The sequence below is a fragment of the Georgenia sp. EYE_87 genome, assembly GCF_023148685.1.
Taxonomy (GTDB): Bacteria; Actinomycetota; Actinomycetes; order Actinomycetales; family Actinomycetaceae; genus Georgenia.
This window is the reverse complement of record NZ_JAHXNL010000022.1, coordinates 25,560-43,301: the sequence shown is the minus strand read 5'-3', so window position 1 is coordinate 43,301 and position 17,742 is coordinate 25,560. Positions and strand designations below refer to the sequence as shown.

16 protein-coding genes and 1 tRNA gene are annotated in these 17,742 nt (G+C 73.8%); 3 read left to right on the top strand and 14 right to left on the bottom strand.

Features of this window, described 5'->3' with window-relative positions:
• The 7 genes from KZX45_RS19370 to KZX45_RS19340 all read right to left on the bottom strand — a co-directional run.
• Nucleotides 1–347, bottom strand: a 347-nt coding sequence (locus tag KZX45_RS19370; protein WP_248259396.1) for a Rho termination factor N-terminal domain-containing protein, incomplete at its 3' end; no start/stop codon positions are given.
• 306 nt (nt 348–653) lie between these two features.
• Nucleotides 654–1,544 (bottom strand): homoserine kinase, encoded by an 891-nt coding sequence (gene thrB / locus KZX45_RS19365; protein ID WP_248259395.1) that lies wholly within the window; start codon nt 1,542–1,544, stop codon nt 654–656.
• 5 nt (nt 1,545–1,549) lie between these two features.
• Complete coding sequence (thrC, locus tag KZX45_RS19360) at nt 1,550–2,650, bottom strand: threonine synthase (RefSeq protein ID WP_248259399.1); 1,101 nt, start codon at nt 2,648–2,650, stop codon at nt 1,550–1,552.
• The gene (locus KZX45_RS19355) at nt 2,650–3,957 is read right to left on the bottom strand and encodes a homoserine dehydrogenase (protein ID WP_248259394.1); all 1,308 of its coding nucleotides are present in this window, start codon (nt 3,955–3,957) and stop codon (nt 2,650–2,652) included. Before KZX45_RS19355 ends, thrC begins: the two co-directional genes overlap by 1 nt.
• A 173-nt stretch (nt 3,958–4,130) precedes the next feature.
• A complete protein-coding gene (lysA, locus tag KZX45_RS19350; RefSeq protein WP_374112621.1) occupies nt 4,131–5,534 on the bottom strand; it encodes a diaminopimelate decarboxylase in 1,404 nt (467 codons plus the stop codon).
• Complete coding sequence (gene argS, locus KZX45_RS19345; RefSeq protein WP_248259393.1) at nt 5,531–7,177, bottom strand: arginine--tRNA ligase; 1,647 nt, start codon at nt 7,175–7,177, stop codon at nt 5,531–5,533. The genes lysA and argS overlap by 4 nt, the downstream gene beginning before the upstream one ends.
• Before the next feature lie 127 nt (nt 7,178–7,304).
• Nucleotides 7,305–8,036 (bottom strand): hypothetical protein, encoded by a 732-nt coding sequence (locus KZX45_RS19340; RefSeq protein ID WP_248259392.1) that lies wholly within the window; start codon nt 8,034–8,036, stop codon nt 7,305–7,307.
• A gap of 232 nt (nt 8,037–8,268) precedes the next feature.
• On the opposite strand from KZX45_RS19340, the gene KZX45_RS19335 reads away from it, so the two are divergent.
• A tRNA-Arg gene (locus KZX45_RS19335) sits at nt 8,269–8,341 on the top strand.
• A gap of 87 nt (nt 8,342–8,428) precedes the next feature.
• Here the strand turns inward: KZX45_RS19335 and KZX45_RS19330 are convergent.
• Together KZX45_RS19330 and KZX45_RS19325 are read right to left on the bottom strand one after the other, a co-directional pair.
• Nucleotides 8,429–8,974 (bottom strand): TetR/AcrR family transcriptional regulator, encoded by a 546-nt coding sequence (locus KZX45_RS19330; RefSeq protein ID WP_248259391.1) that lies wholly within the window; start codon nt 8,972–8,974, stop codon nt 8,429–8,431.
• Nucleotides 8,975–8,999: 25 nt separating this feature from the next.
• Nucleotides 9,000–9,782: a glycerophosphodiester phosphodiesterase gene (locus tag KZX45_RS19325; RefSeq protein ID WP_248259390.1), complete on the bottom strand. Its 783-nt coding sequence runs from the start codon at nt 9,780–9,782 to the stop codon at nt 9,000–9,002.
• Nucleotides 9,783–9,891: 109 nt separating this feature from the next.
• Here KZX45_RS19325 and KZX45_RS19320 point away from each other — a divergent pair, with 109 nt between their 5' ends.
• Nucleotides 9,892–10,653 carry a 3-hydroxybutyrate dehydrogenase gene (locus tag KZX45_RS19320; RefSeq protein ID WP_248259389.1) on the top strand — a complete coding sequence of 254 codons (762 nt, stop codon included), beginning with the start codon at nt 9,892–9,894 and terminating at the stop codon, nt 10,651–10,653.
• Nucleotides 10,654–10,777: 124 nt separating this feature from the next.
• Nucleotides 10,778–12,652 carry a GAF domain-containing protein gene (locus tag KZX45_RS19315; RefSeq protein ID WP_248259388.1) on the top strand — a complete coding sequence of 625 codons (1,875 nt, stop codon included), beginning with the start codon at nt 10,778–10,780 and terminating at the stop codon, nt 12,650–12,652.
• A 69-nt stretch (nt 12,653–12,721) separates the two neighbouring features.
• Here the strand turns inward: KZX45_RS19315 and KZX45_RS19310 are convergent, their stop codons facing one another.
• The 5 genes from KZX45_RS19310 to KZX45_RS19290 form a co-directional block, all read right to left on the bottom strand.
• A complete protein-coding gene (locus KZX45_RS19310) occupies nt 12,722–13,735 on the bottom strand; it encodes a branched-chain amino acid ABC transporter permease (RefSeq protein ID WP_248259387.1) in 1,014 nt (337 codons plus the stop codon).
• Nucleotides 13,732–14,601, bottom strand: coding sequence for a branched-chain amino acid ABC transporter permease (locus KZX45_RS19305; RefSeq protein WP_248259386.1), 870 nt, complete (start codon nt 14,599–14,601; stop codon nt 13,732–13,734). Before KZX45_RS19305 ends, KZX45_RS19310 begins: the two co-directional genes overlap by 4 nt.
• 70 nt (nt 14,602–14,671) lie before the next feature.
• On the bottom strand, nt 14,672–15,925 hold the full coding sequence (locus tag KZX45_RS19300) for an ABC transporter substrate-binding protein (RefSeq protein WP_248259385.1): 1,254 nt from the start codon (nt 15,923–15,925) through the stop codon (nt 14,672–14,674).
• Between the two features lie 110 nt (nt 15,926–16,035).
• Entirely contained in the window at nt 16,036–16,728 is a 693-nt protein-coding gene (locus KZX45_RS19295) for an ABC transporter ATP-binding protein (RefSeq protein ID WP_248259384.1), read from the bottom strand.
• Nucleotides 16,721–17,488: an ABC transporter ATP-binding protein gene (locus tag KZX45_RS19290; protein WP_248259383.1), complete on the bottom strand. Its 768-nt coding sequence runs from the start codon at nt 17,486–17,488 to the stop codon at nt 16,721–16,723. The genes KZX45_RS19295 and KZX45_RS19290 overlap by 8 nt, the downstream gene beginning before the upstream one ends.
• Nucleotides 17,489–17,742: the final 254 nt, after the last annotated feature.

Below are 17,742 nucleotides of genomic sequence, written 5' to 3'. Positions count from 1 at the left end.
GCGTCGGGCAGCTCGAGCGGCGCGGCGGACCGGTCGGCCTCGGCCGGGGCGTCCGTGCGGGGCGCGGCGGCCGCGCTCCCGCGGCCGGCGGCGGCCTCGGGCGCGCCGGCCTCCGGGGCAGCGGCCTCAGGGACCTGCTTCGGCGCGGAGGTGGTGCGCTGGGCGCCACGGCCGTCGCCGCGAGCCTCGCGGATGGCCGTGATGAGGTCGCTCTTGCGCATCTTGGCGGTGCCCTTGAGGCCGATCTCAGCGGCGAGCGCCTGAAGCTCGGGCAGACGCATGGTGGTCAACGAGCCCCCTCGCGTCGCGGCGGAGCCGGTGGTGGGGGCGTCGACGGTTTCGGTCACGAGGTTCCTTCCCTCGGTGAACGTCCCCGGCGCTGACGCGGGGACGCGGGACGGGTCCCCAGCCCTGAAGGGCTGGATGGTGATGGGGGCCACGGGCGCGGGCGCTCAGCGCGCACGGCGGTCGGGGCGGATGCTCCGTCTGTACGACGACGTGGTAGACGCACCCAGGTGCGCGGAAGACGTCCGCAGGGAGTCGGTGCACCTCGATCGTACCAGCCCGAAACCGCTCGCGTCGCACAGTTCACGCCGTGTCACGGCGCTCCGCCGGCCCGCCCGCGGACCGGCCGAACCCACCGGGTGAGCCGGTCAGAGCAGGTGCGCTCCGGTCGTCGCGACGCCCGGGTCGAGCACCTGCCAGCCGTGCTCCTCCAGGGTGCGGGCGGTCGCGTCGTCGAGCCGCTCGAGGACGAGGACGCTGGGGCCGGCGCCCGAGATGACCGCGGGCCAGCCCGCCTCGCGCAGCGCGCGGACCGCCTGGGCGGTGCCGCGCATGGCGTCGGCGCGATAGCTCTGGTGCAGCCGGTCCTCGGTGGCGGCCATCAGCAGCTCGGAGCGGCCCCCGAGCGCCAGGACGAGGAGCGCCGAGCGGGCCGCGTTGAAGGCGGCGTCGGCGTGGGGCACCTGCGTGGGCAGCACCGCCCGCGCCGTGTGGGTGAGCAGCTGGGACTGCGGCACGAGGACCGTGGGCCGCAGGCCCGGCGCCAGCGGGATCCGGGCGGCGTGCGGACCGTCGCCGTCGACCCACGCGGCGGTGGCCCCGCCCAGGAGGGCGGGCGCGGCGTTGTCCGGGTGCCCCTCGAGCTGGGTCGCGAGCGTGAGGACCGCGTCGTCGTCGAGCGCCTCCGGCTCGGAGAGGAGCCCGCGGGCGGCGACGAGACCGGCGACAACGGCGGCCGCGGAGGACCCCATCCCGCGCCCGTGCGGGATGGCGTTGTGGCAGACCAGCTCGAGCCCGGCCTGCGGCGCGCCGGCCCGGTCCAGCCCGAGACGCACGGCGCGGACGACGAGGTGCTCCTCGCCGTCGGGCAGGGCGCCGTCCCCCTCCCCCACGACCGTGACGGTCGTGGGACCGGCGACGGCGCGCACCGTCACCTCGTCCCAGACCCCCAGGGCGAGGCCGAGGGCGTCGAAGCCGGGGCCCAGGTTGGCCGAGGTGGCCGGGACCCGGACCCGGACCGCGTCGCGAGCGAGCCGCACGGTCGTTACAGGCCGAGGGCCGCGACCGCGGCCTCGAGCGTCGGCGCGATGACCTCCGGCTCCACGGAGGTGTGGCCGAGCGCGGTGGCGGTGTCCTTCAGCCCGTTGCCGGTCACCGTGCACACGATGCGGGCACCGGCGGGCACCTTGCGGTGCTCGGCGGCCTGCAGCAGCCCGGCGACGGAGGCCGCGGAGGCGGGCTCGACGAAGACGCCGACCTCCGCGGCGAGCAGCGCCTGGGCGTCGAGGATCTGGGCGTCGGTGACCGAGTCGATCCACCCGCCGGAGTCGTCGCGGGCGGCGACGGCGTAGTCCCAGGAGGCGGGGTTGCCGATCCGGATCGCGGTGGCGACGGTCTCCGGGTGCTCGACCGGAGCGCCCTTGACGAACGGGGCGGCACCCTCGGCCTGCACGCCCCACATCTGCGGCACCCGGGTGGCGACCGGGGCGAGGCGCGTGGCGGTGTCGTCCACGGACGAGGCCGTGGTGCGCCCGGCGTACTCGTTGTAGCCCATCCAGTACGCGGAGATGTTCCCGGCGTTGCCCACGGGCAGGACGTGGACGTCCGGGGCGTCGCCGAGCGCGTCGACGACCTCGAACGCGGCGGTCTTCTGCCCCTGCAGGCGGTAGGGGTTGACCGAGTTGACCAGCGCGACCGGGTAGGCCTCGGCGAGGTCCCGGGCGATCCGCAGGCAGTCGTCGAAGTTGCCGTCGACCGCCACGAGCGTCGCGCCGTGCACGATCGCCTGGGCGAGCTTGCCGGCGGCGATCTTGCCCGCGGGCAGGACGACGGCGCACCCCAGCCCGGCCCGGACCGCGTAGGCCGCCGCCGAGGCGGAGGTGTTGCCGGTCGAGGCGCACACGACCATCCGGGTGTCGGTGGCCGCGACGTTGGAGATGGCCATGGTCATCCCGCGGTCCTTGAAGGACCCGGTGGGGTTGGCGCCCTCGACCTTGACCCACACGCGCGCCCCCGTGCGCTCGCCGAGCACGGGCGCCTCGACCAGCGGGGTGCCGCCCTCGCCGAGGGTGACGACGGGGTCGTCGGCCCCGATCGGCAGCCGGTCGCGGTACTCCTCGATCACGCCTCGCCACTGGTGGGCCATCATGCTCCTTCGACTCGGGTCACCGAGATGACCTCGTGGACGCTGGGCTCGTCGGCCAGCCGTGCCACCGTGCGGTCGAGCGCCGCCTCGGTGGCGACGTCGCTGACGATCGTGATGCTGGCGACGCCGTCGTCGGCGCGCTGCTGGCGCACGCTGTCGATCGAGACGCCCTCCTCGCCGAACACGCCCGCGACGGCGGCGAGCGTGCCGGGCCGGTCCGCGAGGCGCAGCTTGATCTGCGAGCGCGCCGCGGTGGTGACCGGGCCGTGGAGCGGCAGCTCGGCGTAGGTGGACTCCCGCGGCGCGTGGCCGCCGTGGACCTTGTGGCTCGCGGCGGCGACGACGTCGCTCAGCACCGCCGAGGCCGTCGGGGCGCCGCCCGCGCCCTGCCCGTAGAACATGAGCCGTCCGGCGGACTCGGCCTCGACGACCACGGCGTTGAACGCGCCGTGCACCGCGGCGAGCGGGTGGGCGGCGGGCAGGAGCGCCGGGTGGACCCGCACGCTGATGCCCTCGGTGCCCTCGGCGACCGTGCGGCGCGCGACGGCGAGCAGCTTGATGACGTGGCCGGACTCGCGGGCCTCGGCCATGTCCTCGGCGGTGATCGAGCGGATGCCGGTGACGGGGACGTCCTCGATGCTCACGCGGGTGTGGAAGGCGAGGGAGGCGAGGATCGCGGCCTTGGCGGCGGCGTCGTGGCCGTCGACGTCCGCCGTCGGGTCGGCCTCGGCGTAGCCGAGCTCCTGCGCCTGGGCGAGGGCCTCGTCGAAGGAGAGGCCGCGGGTCGCCATCTCGTCGAGGATGAAGTTCGTGGTGCCGTTGACGATGCCCAGCACCGCGGTGATCTTGTCCCCCGCCAGGGACTCGCGCAGGCCGTAGACCACCGGGATCGCGCCGGCGACGGCGGCCTCGTAGTACAGGTCCGCGTCGCCGGCCTCGGCGGCCGCGTGCAGCTCGGGCCCGTGGGCGGCGAGCAGCGCCTTGTTGCCCGTCACCACGGTGGCGCCGGAGGTCAGGGCCCGCAGCACGAGCGTGCGGGCGGGCTCGATGCCGCCGATCAGCTCGACGACGACGTCGGCCCGCGTGACGAGCCCCTCGGCGTCGGCGGTGAGAAGCTCGCGGGGCACCCACGGGTCCCGCTCGGCGGCGACGTCCCGCACGGCGATGCCGACCAGCTCCAGCTTCGCGCCGCTGCGGGCGGTCCAGTCGTCACCGTGCTCGCGGAGCAGGCGGACGACCTGGCTCCCCACCGTGCCGCAGCCCAGCAGGGCGACGCGCACGACGCCGTCGGTCGCGGATGTGCTCACCGGGGATCCTCTCGTTCTCAGGCAGCGCCGGCCGGCGCCGCGCCCAGGATAGGGGCCCGCCGCGGCGGGCCTCCGCGCTGTCCACCAACCGCCGCCGGCTGGCGGCATGTCGCTTCCTCGCCGACCGGTGCTGCGACGCCCACCGGGGACCGCCACAGCTCGCGGGGCGCGGTTCAACCCAGGTCGAGGGCCAGCAGGTCCTCCACCGTCTCGCGGCGCACCAGCACCCGGACGCCGTCGTGCGTCGCGGCCAGCACCGGGGGGCGGGGCACCATGTTGTAGTTGCTCGCCATGGAGCGCCCGTACGCGCCCGTGGCGGGCACGGCGAGCAGGTCGCCGGCGCGCACGTCGGCCGGCAGGGCCACGTCGCGCACGACGATGTCCCCGCTCTCGCAGTGCTTGCCGACCACCCGGGCGGTCACGGTGGCGGCGTCGGGGCGCCGTCCGGCGAGCGTGGCGGTGTACGCGGCGTCGTACAGGGCGGTGCGGATGTTGTCGCTCATGCCGCCGTCGACCGAGACGTACGTGCGGGTGCCGCCGCCGTCGAGGGCGACCTCCTTGACCGTGCCGACCGTGTAGAGGGTCAGCCCGGCCGGCCCGGCGATGGAGCGGCCCGGCTCGACCGAGACGCGCGGGACGGGGGTGCCGAGCTCCGCGCAGACCCGGCGGACGGCGTCGGCGAGGGTGGCGGCGATCTGCGCCGGCGCGGGCGGGACGTCGTCGGCCGCGGTGTAACGGATGCCGTACCCGCCGCCGAGGTCCACCTCGGGGGCGAGATAGCCGGTCTCGGCGACGATCTCGGCGCGCAGGCCGAGGACGGCGCGGGCCGCCACCTCGAAGCCGGCGAGGTCGACGATCTGGCTGCCGATGTGGGAGTGCAGGCCGACGAGCTCGAGGGAGTCGTGGGCGAGGATCTCGTCCACGGCCTTGCGGGCGGCGCCGGACGCGAGCGAGAGGCCGAACTTCTGGTCCTCGTGCGCCGTGGCGATGAAGTCGTGCCCACCGGCGTGCACGCCGGTGGTCACTCTCACCATGACGGGGGCGCGCGTCCCGGCCCCCGTCGCGAGCGCCGCCACCCGCTCCACCTCGGCGAGGGAGTCGACGACGATGCGCCCCACGCCGTGCGCGAGCGCCGTGCGGATCTCGTCGTCGGACTTGTTGTTGCCGTGCAGGCCGATCGCCTCGCCGGGGACGCCGGCGCGCAGCGCGACGGCGAGCTCGCCCGCCGTGGAGGTGTCGATGCGCAGGCCCTCCTCGTGGACCCAGCGCGCGACGGCGAGGGAGAGGAAGGCCTTGCCGGCGTAGTAGACGTCGGCGCCGGCCATGCCCTCGGACTCGGCGAACGCGGCGTCGAACGCCTCGGCGAAGGCGCGGGCGCGCCCGCGCAGGTCCGCCTCGTCGACGACGTACGCGGGGGTCCCGTGCGTCCGGGCGATCTCCCGCACGTCGACGCCGGCCACGCTCAGGGCGCCGTCGTCGCCGCGGCGCACTCCGGTCGACCACACGCCGGCGGGTGCGCCGTCGGGCTCGGGCGCCTGCAGGGGTGCCGCCTCCGGGGCGGCGTGCTGGCCGCTCACATCCGCTCCGGGGCCGAGACGCCCAGCAGGTCCAGGCCGTTGGCGAGCACCTGGCTGGTGGCGTCGTTGAGCCAGAGCCGCGCCGTGTGACCGGCGTCGACCTGGTCCTCGCCGCGCGGGGAGATCCGGGTCTGGCCGTACCACTGGTGGTAGGCGGCGGCGACCTGCTCGAGGTAGCGGGCCACGCGGTGCGGCTCGCGCAGCCGCGCGGCGTGGGCGACGGTCTCCGGGAACTGCCCCAGGGCACCGAGCAGCTCGGTGTCGGCCGGGTGGTCCAGCGCCGCGGGGTCGAAGCCGTCCCGCGGGACGCCGTGCTCCTCCGCGTTGCGCGAGGCGTTCCGGGTCCGGGCGTAGGCGTACTGGACGTAGTACACGGGGTTGTCGAGGTTCTTCTCCCGCAGCTTCTCCCCGTCCAGGGTCAGCGGCGAGTCCGCGGGGAAACGCGCCAGGGTGTAGCGCACCGGGTCGGTGCCGATCCACTCGATGATGTCGCGCAGCTCGATGATGTTGCCGGCCCGCTTGCTCATGCGGGCGCCCGCGACGGAGACGAGCTGGCCGATGAGGATCTCGATGTTCTTCTCCGGGTCGTCGCCCGCGCACGAGGCGATCGCCTTGAGCCGGTTGACGTACCCGTGGTGGTCGGCGCCGAGGAGGTAGATCTTCTCCCCGAAGCCGCGGTCCTTCTTGGACAGGTAGTAGGCGGCGTCGGCCGCGAAGTAGGTGGGCGAGCCGTCGGCGCGGACCAGCACGCGGTCCTTGTCGTCGGAGAAGTCGGTGGTGCGCAGCCACACCGCGCCGCCCTCGTCGTAGACGTGGCCCTGCTCCCGCAGTCGCTCGACGGCGCCCTCGACCGCCCCGCCGTCGTGCAGCTCGCGCTCGGAGAACCAGACGTCGAAGTGGACGTTGAAGCTGGCGAGGGTCTCCTCGATCTCCGCCATCTGGAGGCGGTAGCCGAGCTCGCGGGCGACGGCGACCGCCTCGTCGTGGGGCAGCTCGGGCAGGTCCGGGCGCTCGGCGAGGACCTTCGCGGCGAGCTCTGCGACGTACGACCCCTGGTAACCGCCGTCGGGGACGTCGGTGCCGGTGGCCCGCGCGACGATCGAGGCGCCGAACTTGTCCATCTGGGAACCGGCGTCGTTGATGTAGTACTCGGGGACCACCTCGGCGCCCGAGGCGCGCAGCAGCCGCACCATGGCGTCGCCGAGCGCCGCCCAGCGGGTGTGCCCGACGTGCAGCGGGCCGGTGGGGTTGGCGGAGACGAACTCCATGTTGATCCGGTGGCCCGTCAGGGCCTCGTTGCGGCCGAAGGCGGGCCCGGCCTCGACGACGGCGCGGGCGAGCTCGCCGGCCGCGCCCGCCTCGAGGCGGATGTTGAGGAAGCCGGGGCCCGCGACCTCGGCGGCGGCGACGCCGTCGGCCCGGGCCAGCCGGGCCGCCAGCAGCTCCGCCAGGGCGCGGGGGTTGGTGCCCGCCTTCTTGGCCAGCTGCATGGCGACGTTGGTGGCCCAGTCGCCGTGCTCGCGCTGACGCGGCCGCTCGACCTTGGGCTCGGGGACGTCCTCGGCCGAGAGGGCGACGTCGCCGGCGGCGACGGCCTCGAGCAGGACGGAGCGGATGAGTGCGGCGAGCTCGGCTGGGGTCACCCGGCCCAGGGTAGTAGGCCCCTGCGGCCGGGCGACGTCCGAGGCCGGCCGCCGTGGTGCGGCCCTCGTCACAGCCGCCGGGACGCCGGCCGGTGCCGACGTCCCACGTGAGAGCGCCCGCCCGCGCTCAGATGAGCATGTTCGAGTAGATCTCCGGGACCGCCTCGGAGTCGCCGGTGAGAGTGAGCACGACGCCGTCGTCGGTGCGCCACACGACCGTGGTGGTGACGCCGTCGGCGAGCACGTAGGCCCAGTGATGGCCGGTCGAGTCCGGGTAGACCGGCCCGTCCGACAGCAGCTGCGCACCGTCGTCCTTCAGGGCCGTCGTCAGCTGCTCGCCGTAGGCGTCCTGCGCCTCGATGGTGTCGAACGCGGCGGCGGTGACCGGCACGTCGACCGAGCCGTTCGTGTAGGTGCCCGCGACGGCCTCGCGCGCACCCGCCGCCAGCGCCGGGGCGTGCTCGGCCCAGCCCGCGTCGTTCAGGGCGAAGTCGGTGCCGACGACCTCGGGGTCCACCCGCGGTCCGAGCGGCTCGCCGGACACCTCGCGGGCGTCCTCGGTCGCCGCGGCACCGCCGGGAGTCCCGCCGGCCGTGGCGTCGTCCGTGGGCTCGGTGGCCTGCTGTGTCCCGGGGGCGCTCGCGCCCGGCGCGCTCGGGTCCGCGGTCGTGGTTCCCGCGCCGGTGCGCGTCAGCAGGAGCACGACGGCGGCGACCACCAGCACGATTGCCAGGCCGATGACGGTGGGGACGAGCCAGGTGTTCTTCCGCTCCGCCGGCGGCCCGTAGGGAGGCTGGCTCGCCGGCGGCCCGTAGGAAGGCCGGCCTTCGTCAGGTCCCTCGGGCGGCGTCCGGGTCATCTCTCCCCCCTTCGTGCGGCGGGCGGGATGCCCGGTGCTCCGCGCTCAGGCTAGACACCCGGCCGGTCCTGCGCCGCCTCCTGGGGCTGCCCCGGGGCGGGGAGTTCTCCCCCTGTGCCGGCACCTCAACGCCCCGCCGGTGACCTGCGCCACACGTCCGGCCGTCACCGCGCACGGAGGTGAAGCGGCGTCCCGGTGACTGATAACATCACCAGGCGCTGTCAGCAGCGGCGCCCCTTTAGCTCAGTGGATAGAGCGTCTGCCTCCGGAGCAGAAGGTCGCTGGTTCGAATCCAGTAGGGGGCACGCACAGCACGAGCCTCCGCCCACCCGGGCGGGGGCTCTTGCCGTTCACCGGGCCGGCGCGGGACGGCTGCTCACCGGTCGGGCAGGTCACCGGTCGGGCAGGACCTCGGTCGACGCAAGGATCGGCTCGCAGGCCCGGGCGGCCGCCGCGGGCTCCGCGCCGAGGAGGACCGCCTCGACCGCGCCGTACGCGGCGAACCCCGACACCCGCGCCGTCGTCCCCACGCCTACGGCACCGTCGCGCTCCGACGCGGCCGGCACGCGCCCGACCGCCGCGACGAGACGTTCGGCCACCGCGCGCGACAGTGCCGGGTCGCCGTCGGGGCCGATCAGCGCGGCGTACGTGCGCCGACGGGCCGCCGCGTGCGCGAGCAGGTCCTCGAACCGCCCGCGGTCCGACAGCGGGCCGAGCGCGTCGATCTGGTCGAAGAGGTCGCCGAGCACCGCGTCGGCGAGCTCGGTGACCGTGCGGAAGTGCTTGTAGAAGGTGGTCCGGTGCACCCCCGCGGCGCGGCACAGCCCGGCCACCGACACCTCCGCCAGGGGTGCGGTGAGCACCGTCTCGGCCATCGCGCGCGCCAGCGCGTCGCGGGTGCGCCGGGTGCGCGGGTCGACGTGCTCCGCCGTGCTCATGCGACGACCTCGGCGCTCACCGGGATCAGTGCCAGGGCCCGCGCGCGGTGAGGACGTCCCGCAGCACCCGGGGCCGGTCCGAGACCAGGCCGTCGACCCCGAGGTCGAGCAGCCGGTGCATGCGGTCCGGCTCGTCGATCGTCCAGACGTGGACGGCCAGGCCGTGGCGGTGGGCGGCGGAGACGAACCGCGGCGTGACGACGGGCAGTCCGCGGTGCGAGACGGGGACCTGGGTGCACACCACCCCGTCCGCGGGGCCGGGCAGCGCGCGCAGCGCCCGCCCCTGCGCGGGCGCGGGCAGCCGGGAGACGGCCACGAGCCGGGCGATGTCCCGACGGCCCAGACTGGTGGCCACCCCGGGCCCGAGCACGGCGCGCAGGCGCGCGAGCCGGTCGTCGGAGAACGAGGCCAGGCACACCCGGTCCCAGGCGGCGGTGCGCCGCAGGGTCTCGACCAGGGGGTCGACGACCGCGTCGTCCTTGGCGTCGATGTTCACCCGCAGCCCGGGGTAGTCGCCGAGCAGCTCGTCGAGGCGCACCAGCCGCTCGCCGGAGCGGTCCCGGTACGCCGAGACGCGCTCCCAGGTCAGCTCGCCCACGGCGCCGGTGCCGTCGGTGACCCGGTCCAGCGTGGGGTCGTGCGAGAGCACGACCACGCCGTCGGCGGTGGCGTGGACGTCGGTCTCGAGGTAGCTCAGCCCGAGCGAGAGGGTGTGCTCGACGGCGGTGCGCGAGTTCTCCGGCACCTCGCGGCCGCCGCCGCGGTGCGCGAGGGCGATGGGACCCGGGCCGTGGAGGTAGGAGCTCACCCCCTCATCCTGCCCGACGCCGTACGTGGGAGTGCCCACACACACCCGCGGTGAAGTATGTGGCGGCCCCCCATCGAGCGGTCGCCGCGCGCTTCGTAGGTTGCTCGGCATGAGAGACGACGACGGAGTCGGGCTGGCCGGGCGCACCGCATTGGTCACGGGCGGGGCGAGCGGGATCGGGGCGGCGGTCGCCCGTGAGCTCGCGGCTCACGGCGCGCACGTCCTGGTCTGCGACGTGGACGCCGACGGCGCCGCAGCCGTCGCCACCGAGATCGGCGGCGAGGCGTGGGCCCTCGACCTCGCGGACACCGGCGCGCTCGCGGACCTCCGCCTGTCGGCCGACGTGGTGGTCAACAACGCGGGGATCCAGCACGTCAGCCCGGTCGAGGACTTCCCGCCCGAGCGGTTCGCGCACATCCTGCGGCTCATGCTCGAGGCGCCGTTCCTGCTGACCCGGGCCGCCCTGCCGCACATGTACGCCCGGGGCTGGGGCCGGCTCGTCCACATCTCCAGCGCCCACGGCCTGCGCGCCAGCGCCTACAAGTCCGCCTACGTCTCCGCCAAGCACGGCCTCGAGGGGCTCTCCAAGGTCATCGCGCTGGAGGGCGCCGACCGCGGGGTCACGAGCAACTGCGTCAACCCCGGCTACGTGCGCACCCCGCTGGTCGAGCGGCAGGTGAGCGACCAGGCCCGCGTGCACGGTCTCTCCGAGGAGGAGGTGCTGAGCCGGGTGATGCTCAAGAACTCGGCGATCAAGCGCCTGCTCGAGCCGGCGGAGGTGGCGCGGGCGGTGTCCTACCTCTGCTCCCCCGCCGCCTCCTTCGTGACCGGCAGCAACATCGTCCTCGACGGCGGGTGGTCGGCGCGCTGAGGCCTCCGTGCACCGGCCCGAGCCGTCGACCGAGACCACCATGGACCCGTTCGCCTCCCGCGCGACGCCACGTCAGCACGCGCGTCTGCCCACCGGGCGACCGTCGTCGGCAACAATGGCGGGCGTGAGAGGCACGGAGTACCTGGAGCTGCTGGCGCGCGACGCGTCACCGGTCGAGTTCGAGGGGCCGCTGCTCGCGGCGCGCAGCGCGGGCGCCGACGCGGAGACCATCGCGCTGCTCGAGCATGCCAAGGCCCTCGCGCTGCAGGTGCGGGGCGTGCTCGAGTCGCGGCGACGCCGGGAGACCGAGCTCTCCGCACTGTTCGAGACGGCCAGCGACCTCGCGTCCCTGACCGACGTCGACGCCGTCCTCGAGGCGATCGTCCGGCGCTCGCGCCAGCTGCTCGGCAGCGACGTCGCCTACCTCTCCCTCAACGACGAGGAGGCCGGCGACACCTACATGCGGGTCACCGTGGGTTGTTCGTCCGACCTGTTCCGGGCCGTGCGCCTGCCGATGGGCGCCGGCCTCGGCGGTCTCGTCGCCCAGACGGCCACGCCCTACGCCTCCGCGACGTACTTCCAGGACGAGCGGTTCCGCCACACCGAGGGCATCGACTCGGCCGTGGCGGACGAGGGCATCACGTCCATCGTGGGTGTCCCGCTGGTGCTGGCGCGCCGCGTGATCGGGGTGCTCTACGCCGCCAACCGCACGGTCCGCCCGTTCGGCCGCTCGGAGATCGCACTGCTCAGCTCCTTCGCCGCCCACGCCGCGATCGCCCTGGACAACGCGCGGCTGCTGAGCGAGACCCAGCTCGCCCTGCACGACCTGCGGGTCGCGGGCGAGGAGCTCCGCGCGCGGACCGTGAGCGTCGAGCGCGCCGCCGACGCCCACGACCGTCTGCTCGAGCTGGTCCTGCAGGGCGGGGACGTCGACGACGTCGCCCGCGAGGTGGGCGAGGTGCTCGGCGGGCACGTGGTCATGGCGGGCCCGGACGGCGCCCGGCTCCCCGGGGCCGCCGACCTGCCGTCCGCCGCCCTCGCCGGGCCGGCGGCGGCCGCGGCGACCGAGACGGCTCGGGTCGCCGTGACGACGAGCCGGACCCGGACCGGCGACGGCGTCGTCGCCGCCCCCGTCCTCGCCGGCGGCGAGGCCCTCGGCGCGCTGGTCCTCATCCGGTCCGAGCCGCTCGACGAGGCCGACCGGCGCATCCTCGAGCGCGCCGCCCTGGTGACCGCCCTGCAGCTGCTCTTCCGGCGCTCGGTGGCCGCCGCCGAGGAGCGGCTGCGCGGCGAGCTGCTCGACGACGTGCTGCTGGGCAGGGACCCGCAGGGCCTGCGCGAGCGCGCCCGCCTGGCCGGCGCCGACCTCGACGCCTCGCACGCCGTCGTCGTCGCGGAGGTGGCCGGCGACCGCTCCCGGGCGGTGCAGGCGGCCGCGTTCCTCGCGGGCGGCCGCGGGGGCCTGTCCACGCTGCAGGAGGGCGAGCTGGTGCTCATCCTCCCCGGTCTCCAGCCGCGCGAGGCCGCGCGGGTGGTCAGCTCGGAGCTCGGCCGGGCCGCCGGCCGGCCGGTGACCGCCGGTACGGCGGGACCCGCCCGCGGTCCGGCGGAGATCGCCGCCGCGCGGGCCGAGGCGGCGCGCTGCCTCCACACGCTGCTCGTGCTGGGGCGCCGCGGGGAGGTCGCGGACGTGGGCGACCTCGGCTTCGTGGGTCTGCTCCTGGGCGAGGACCGTGACGTGCCGTCCTACGTGGCCTCCGTGATCGGCCCCGTCCTGGACTACGACGCCCAGCGGGGCACCGCGCTGCTCGAGACCCTGCGCACCTACTTCGGCCAGGGCGGCAACCTCAGCCGGACGGGCAGCGCGCTCCATGTCCACGCGAACACGGTCACCCAGCGCCTCGAGCGGATCACCAACCTGCTGGGCGAGGGGTGGAACGCGCCGGACCGTCAGCTCGAGGTGCAGCTGGCGCTGCGGCTCCACGCGCTCCTCGCCTGAGCCGTCCCGTCCCGGCACGACGGAGCGCCGGCCCCCCGCGGGACCGGCGCTCGTCGTCGTTCTCGGCTGTCACTCCTGCTTACGGCGCCGGGTGCGCACGGCGTGCAGCGCCGTGCCCCACACGCCCCGGCGGAACAGCAGCACCACGGTGACGAAGACGGCGCCGGTGATGATGCCGATGCCCTCGAACCCGGACGAGGCGAGCTGGTCCTCGAGGATGACGATGATGACGGCACCGACGATGCCGCCCCACAGGGTGCCGATGCCGCCCAGGACGGTGATGAGCACGACCTTGCCGGACGTGGTCCAGTTGACCTCCTGCAGCGAGACGAACCCGTGACTGATGGCGAAGATGCCGCCGGCGAGCCCGGCCAGGCCGGCGGAGAGGACGAAGGCGGCCACCTTGTACTTCTCGACGTCGTAGCCCAGGGCACGGGCCCGCGGCACGTTGTCGCGGATGGAGACCAGGACCCGTCCGAACGGGGAGTGCACGATCCGCCAGGCCATCCACATGCCGAGGACGATGATCGGCAGCGCCGCGTAGTAGAAGTAGAAGGAGTCGGTCTCGATCGCCTCGATGCCGAAGAACGTCTTCGGGACCGACTGCAGGCCGTTCTCGCCGCCGGTGACGTCGCGCCACTGGTTGGCGACGAAGAAGAGCATCTGCGCGAAGGCCAGGGTGACCATGGCGAAGTAGATGCCCGCGCGTCGCACGGAGAGGAAGCCGACCGGCAGGGCGATGAGCATCGCGGCGAGCGCGCCGGCGAGCACCGCCAGCGGGAACGGCACCCCGAGGTGCACCGCCACCAGGCCGGTGACGTAGGCCGACCCGCCCCAGAACGCCGCGTGCCCGAACGAGAGCAGGCCGGTGTAACCGAGCAGGATGTCCAGCGCGATGGCGAACAGGGCCCAGCAGGCGATGTCCATGGCGACCGGCGGGTAGATGATCCACGGCAGCGCCAGCGCGGCGACCAGGCCGACGGCGATGAGGACCCAGGTCTTCACCGACCGGCGGGCGACGTAGTTCGGGACGATCCGGCTGGCCGCCTGCTCGTCGAGCATGGTCTGCGGTGTCGGGCTCATGCCCGCTCCTCCCGTCCGAACAGGCCGGCCGGGCGCAGCAGCACCACGACGGCCATGAGCACGAAGATGACGATCTGGGCGAACGCCGGCGCGTAGGCCTGGCCGAAGGCCTCGACCAGACCGACGAGGAAGCCGGCGACGACGGCGCCGACGATCGAGCCGAGCCCCCCGATGACGACGACGGCGAACAGGATGATGATGAAGCTCGAGCCCATGTCTGCGGTGATGGCGCGGAACGGGGCCGCCAGCACGCCCGCCAGCCCGGCCAGGGCGATCCCGAAGCCGAACACGGGCGTGATCCACCGGCCCACGTTGACCCCCAGGGCCCGCGCGACGTCGGGGCGCTCGGTGGCCGCCCGGACGATCATGCCCACCCGGGTGCGGCTCATGACCAGCCACACCGCCAGGCACACCAGCACCGAGAAGACGAACACGAACACCTGGTAGGTCGGCAGGCGCAGCTCGCCGACCGTGAGCTGGCCGGTGAGAACCTCCGGACGCTCGTAGGGCAGTCCGGAGACGCCGTAACGACGCTTGACCAGGTCGACGAGGAAGAGCGCCAGCCCGAAGGTGAGCAGGAAGTTGTACAGCGGCTCCAGGCGCAGCAGCCACTGGACGAACAGCCGCTCGATGATCACCCCGAAGATGAAGAGCAGGATCGGGACCACGAGGAGCGCCCACCAGAAGCTCAGCCCAAGAACGTCCTGGAGGACTGCGGCGACGACCGCCCCGAGCATGTAGCAGGCGCCGTGCGCGAAGTTCACGACGCCGAGCACGCCGAAGATGACCGCCAGCCCGAGGGCGGCGACCGCGTAGAAGCTGCCCGCCGCGAGGCCCTGGATCGTGTACTGCAGGATTTCGTTCATCGTCCGTCCCTTCCCGTCCGGGGTGCGCCGGGTGCCTCACGGCACCCGGCGCACGTGTGACCGATGCGGGTCAGCCCATCTCGCAGCCGGACTCGTCGACCGGCTGGAAGGCCTCCTCGGCCGGGATCGTGTTGAGGATGTTCTGGTAGTCCCAGTCCTCGGTGACCTCGTCGGGGGCCTTCACCTCGGCGAGGTAGACGTCGTGGATGACGCGGTGGTCCTCAGCGCGGATCTTGCCGTTGCGCAGGAAGACGTCCTCGACCTCCTTGCCGTTGAGGTCCTCGACGATCGTGTCGGCGTCGTCCGTCTCGGTGGCCTGGACCGCCTCGAGGTACTGCAGGGCGGCCGAGTAGTTGCCGGCGTGGGCGAAGGACGGGCGGCTCCCGGCCTCCTCGAGGAACCGGTCGGCCCACTCGCGGGACTCCTCGTCCATGTCCCAGTACCAGGCGTCGGTGAAGGTCGTGCCCTCGAACTGGTCGACCCCGAGGGAGTGGATGTCGGTGATGAACATCAGGCCGACGGCGAGGCTGATGCCCTGGTCACGCAGCCCGGCCTCGTTGTACTGCTTGACGAGGTTGATCAGGTCACCGCCGGCCTGCATGGTGCCGATGACGTCCGGACCGCCGGAGGCCGCCTTGGTCAGGAAGGTCGAGAAGTTGTCGTTGGGGAACGGGGTCGCGATGGACCCGCTGACGGTCCCGCCGGCCTCCGTGACGGCCTCGGTGAAGGACTTCTCCATGTCCTGACCGAAGGCGTAGTCCGGGTAGATGATCTGCCAGTCCTTGCCGCCGTTCTCGGTCACGGTCTTGCCCGTGCCGTTGGCCAGCATGTAGGTGTCGTAGGCCCAGTGGAAGACGTACGGGCTGCACTGCGCGCCGGTCAGCTCCGTGGTGGCGGCGCCGATGTTGAAGTGCAGCTTCTTCTTCTGGTCGGCCTGGCTGGCCACCGCCAGCGCGGCGGAGGAGGCGGGGACGTCGAGGATGATGTCGGCCCCCTGCCGGTCGTACATCTCCTGGGCCTTGGTGTTGGCGACGTCGGGCTCGTTCTGGTGGTCGGCGGTGATGACCTCGATCTGCTCCTCGGTGACGACGGCGTCGTCCCCGTACTTCTCGAGGTAGTCCTGCACGGCCATCTCGACGGCGGTCACGCTGTTCGGACCGGAGAGGTCCTTGTAGACGCCGGACTGGTCGTTCAGGACGCCGATGACGATCTTGTCGTCGGTGAACGCCCCCTCCGCGCTCGAGGGGCCACCGCCGGCGCACGCGCCCAGCAGGAGCGTCCCGGACATCAGGGCGGCCGCGCTGCCCGCAAGCTTCTTGGTCATCCGAACTCCTTCGTTCATGAGTGGTGCCGTTGGTGGATGGTCGGTTCGTGGGTGGGGCCGGCCTTCGGGACCGGACCTGGGGGGTGCAGGGCTTGGCGACGTCGGTGGCGTCAGACCCCGAGGTGCTCGAGGAGCTCGTGCTCGCGCGCGACGAACTCCGCGTTGTCCAGGTGCTCGACGATGCGCCCCTGGGACAGCAGGTAGTGGCGGTCGGCCACGGTGGCGGCGAACTTGACGTTCTGCTCGATCAGCAGCACGGTCACCCCGGCCGCCTTGACCTCGCGGACGATGTCGCCGATGGCTGCGACGATCACCGGGGCGAGCCCCTCGGTGGGCTCGTCGAGCAGCAGGACCTTGGCGCCGGTCCGGAGGACGCGCGCGATGGCGAGCATCTGCTGCTCGCCGCCCGAGAGGGTCGTGCCGGCGGCCTTGCGCCGGTCCGCCAGCACCGGGAACGTCTCGTAGACGCGGGCGAGCGGCCACGCGCCGGACGAGACCACAGGCGGGAGCAGGAGGTTCTCCTCCACGGAGAGGGAGGCGTAGATGCCGCGGTCGTCCTGGACCCAGCCCATCCCCAGGCGCGCCCGGCGGTGGACCGGCACGCCGCTGACGTCCGCGCCGTCGAGGATCACCGCGCCGCTCGCGTGGCGGTGCAGCCCCATCACCGAGCGCAGCAGCGTGGTCTTGCCCGCGCCGTTGCGCCCGACGAGGGTGACGACCTCCCCGGCCGCGACGTCGACGGAGACGTCGTCCAGCGCTCGTGCCTCGCCGTACCAGGCGCTGAGGTTCCGGATCTCAAGCATTGCTGGCCTCCCCGAGGTACGCGGTGATCACGCGGGGATCCTTGCGGACCACCTCGTACGTGCCCTCGGCGAGGACGCGGCCCTGCTGGAGCACCGTCACCTGGTCGGCCAGGCTGCCGACGACGTGCATGTTGTGGTCGACGAACACGACCGTGCGGCCGACCGCGATCCTCCTGACCAGCTCGATGGTGCGGGTGACGTCCTCGATGCCCATGCCTGCGGTGGGCTCGTCGAGGAGCATGATCGCCGGGTCGAGGGCGAGGACCAGCGCCATCTCGAGGGCACGCTTCTGCCCGTACGCGAGCTCGCCCGCGGGCTTCGTCGCCAGGTGGCTCAGACCGACCTCCTCGAGCAGCTCGTCCGCCCGCGGCCGGAACCGGCGCATGAGGCGGTCCGAGCGCCAGAACTTCCTGCCCATCGTGGTGCGGCTCTGGAGCGCCAGCTCGACGTGCTCGCGCGGGTCGAGGTTCTCGAACAGGCTCGTGATCTGGAACGACCGGGCGACGCCCTTGTGGGCGATCTGCTCGGGCTGCAACCCGGTCACGTCCTCGCCGCGCACCGTGATCGTGCCGGAGGTGGGCCTGAGGAAACCGCTGAGCAGGTTGAACAGCGTGGTCTTGCCGGCGCCGTTCGGGCCCACGAGGGCGTGCACGCCGCCCTCCGCGACCGTCAGATCGACGTCGTTGACGGCGCGGAAGCCGCGGAAGTCCTTCGTCAGGCCGGTGGCCCGCAGGGCGATCCCCTGTGTCGTCGACGTCACGCCGCTCCTTCCTTGGCTCCCTTGCCGCTACGAGTGCGGTGCAGTGAACGTTAGGAAGGCTGATCGGCCGCAACCATGTGGGGGTCGGCCATAAACCACATGCTTGCTGTGGCGTTGCTCACTACAGGGTACCCCCGGGCGACGCAGGGATCGCCTGCGGGCGAGAGGCTGCGCCGCAGGCGGGACGCGGCGTCACGGACGGTCACGGCGGCCCTGCCCCCGAGAGAGCGGTGCCGGGGTGGGGCGGGCCCGCC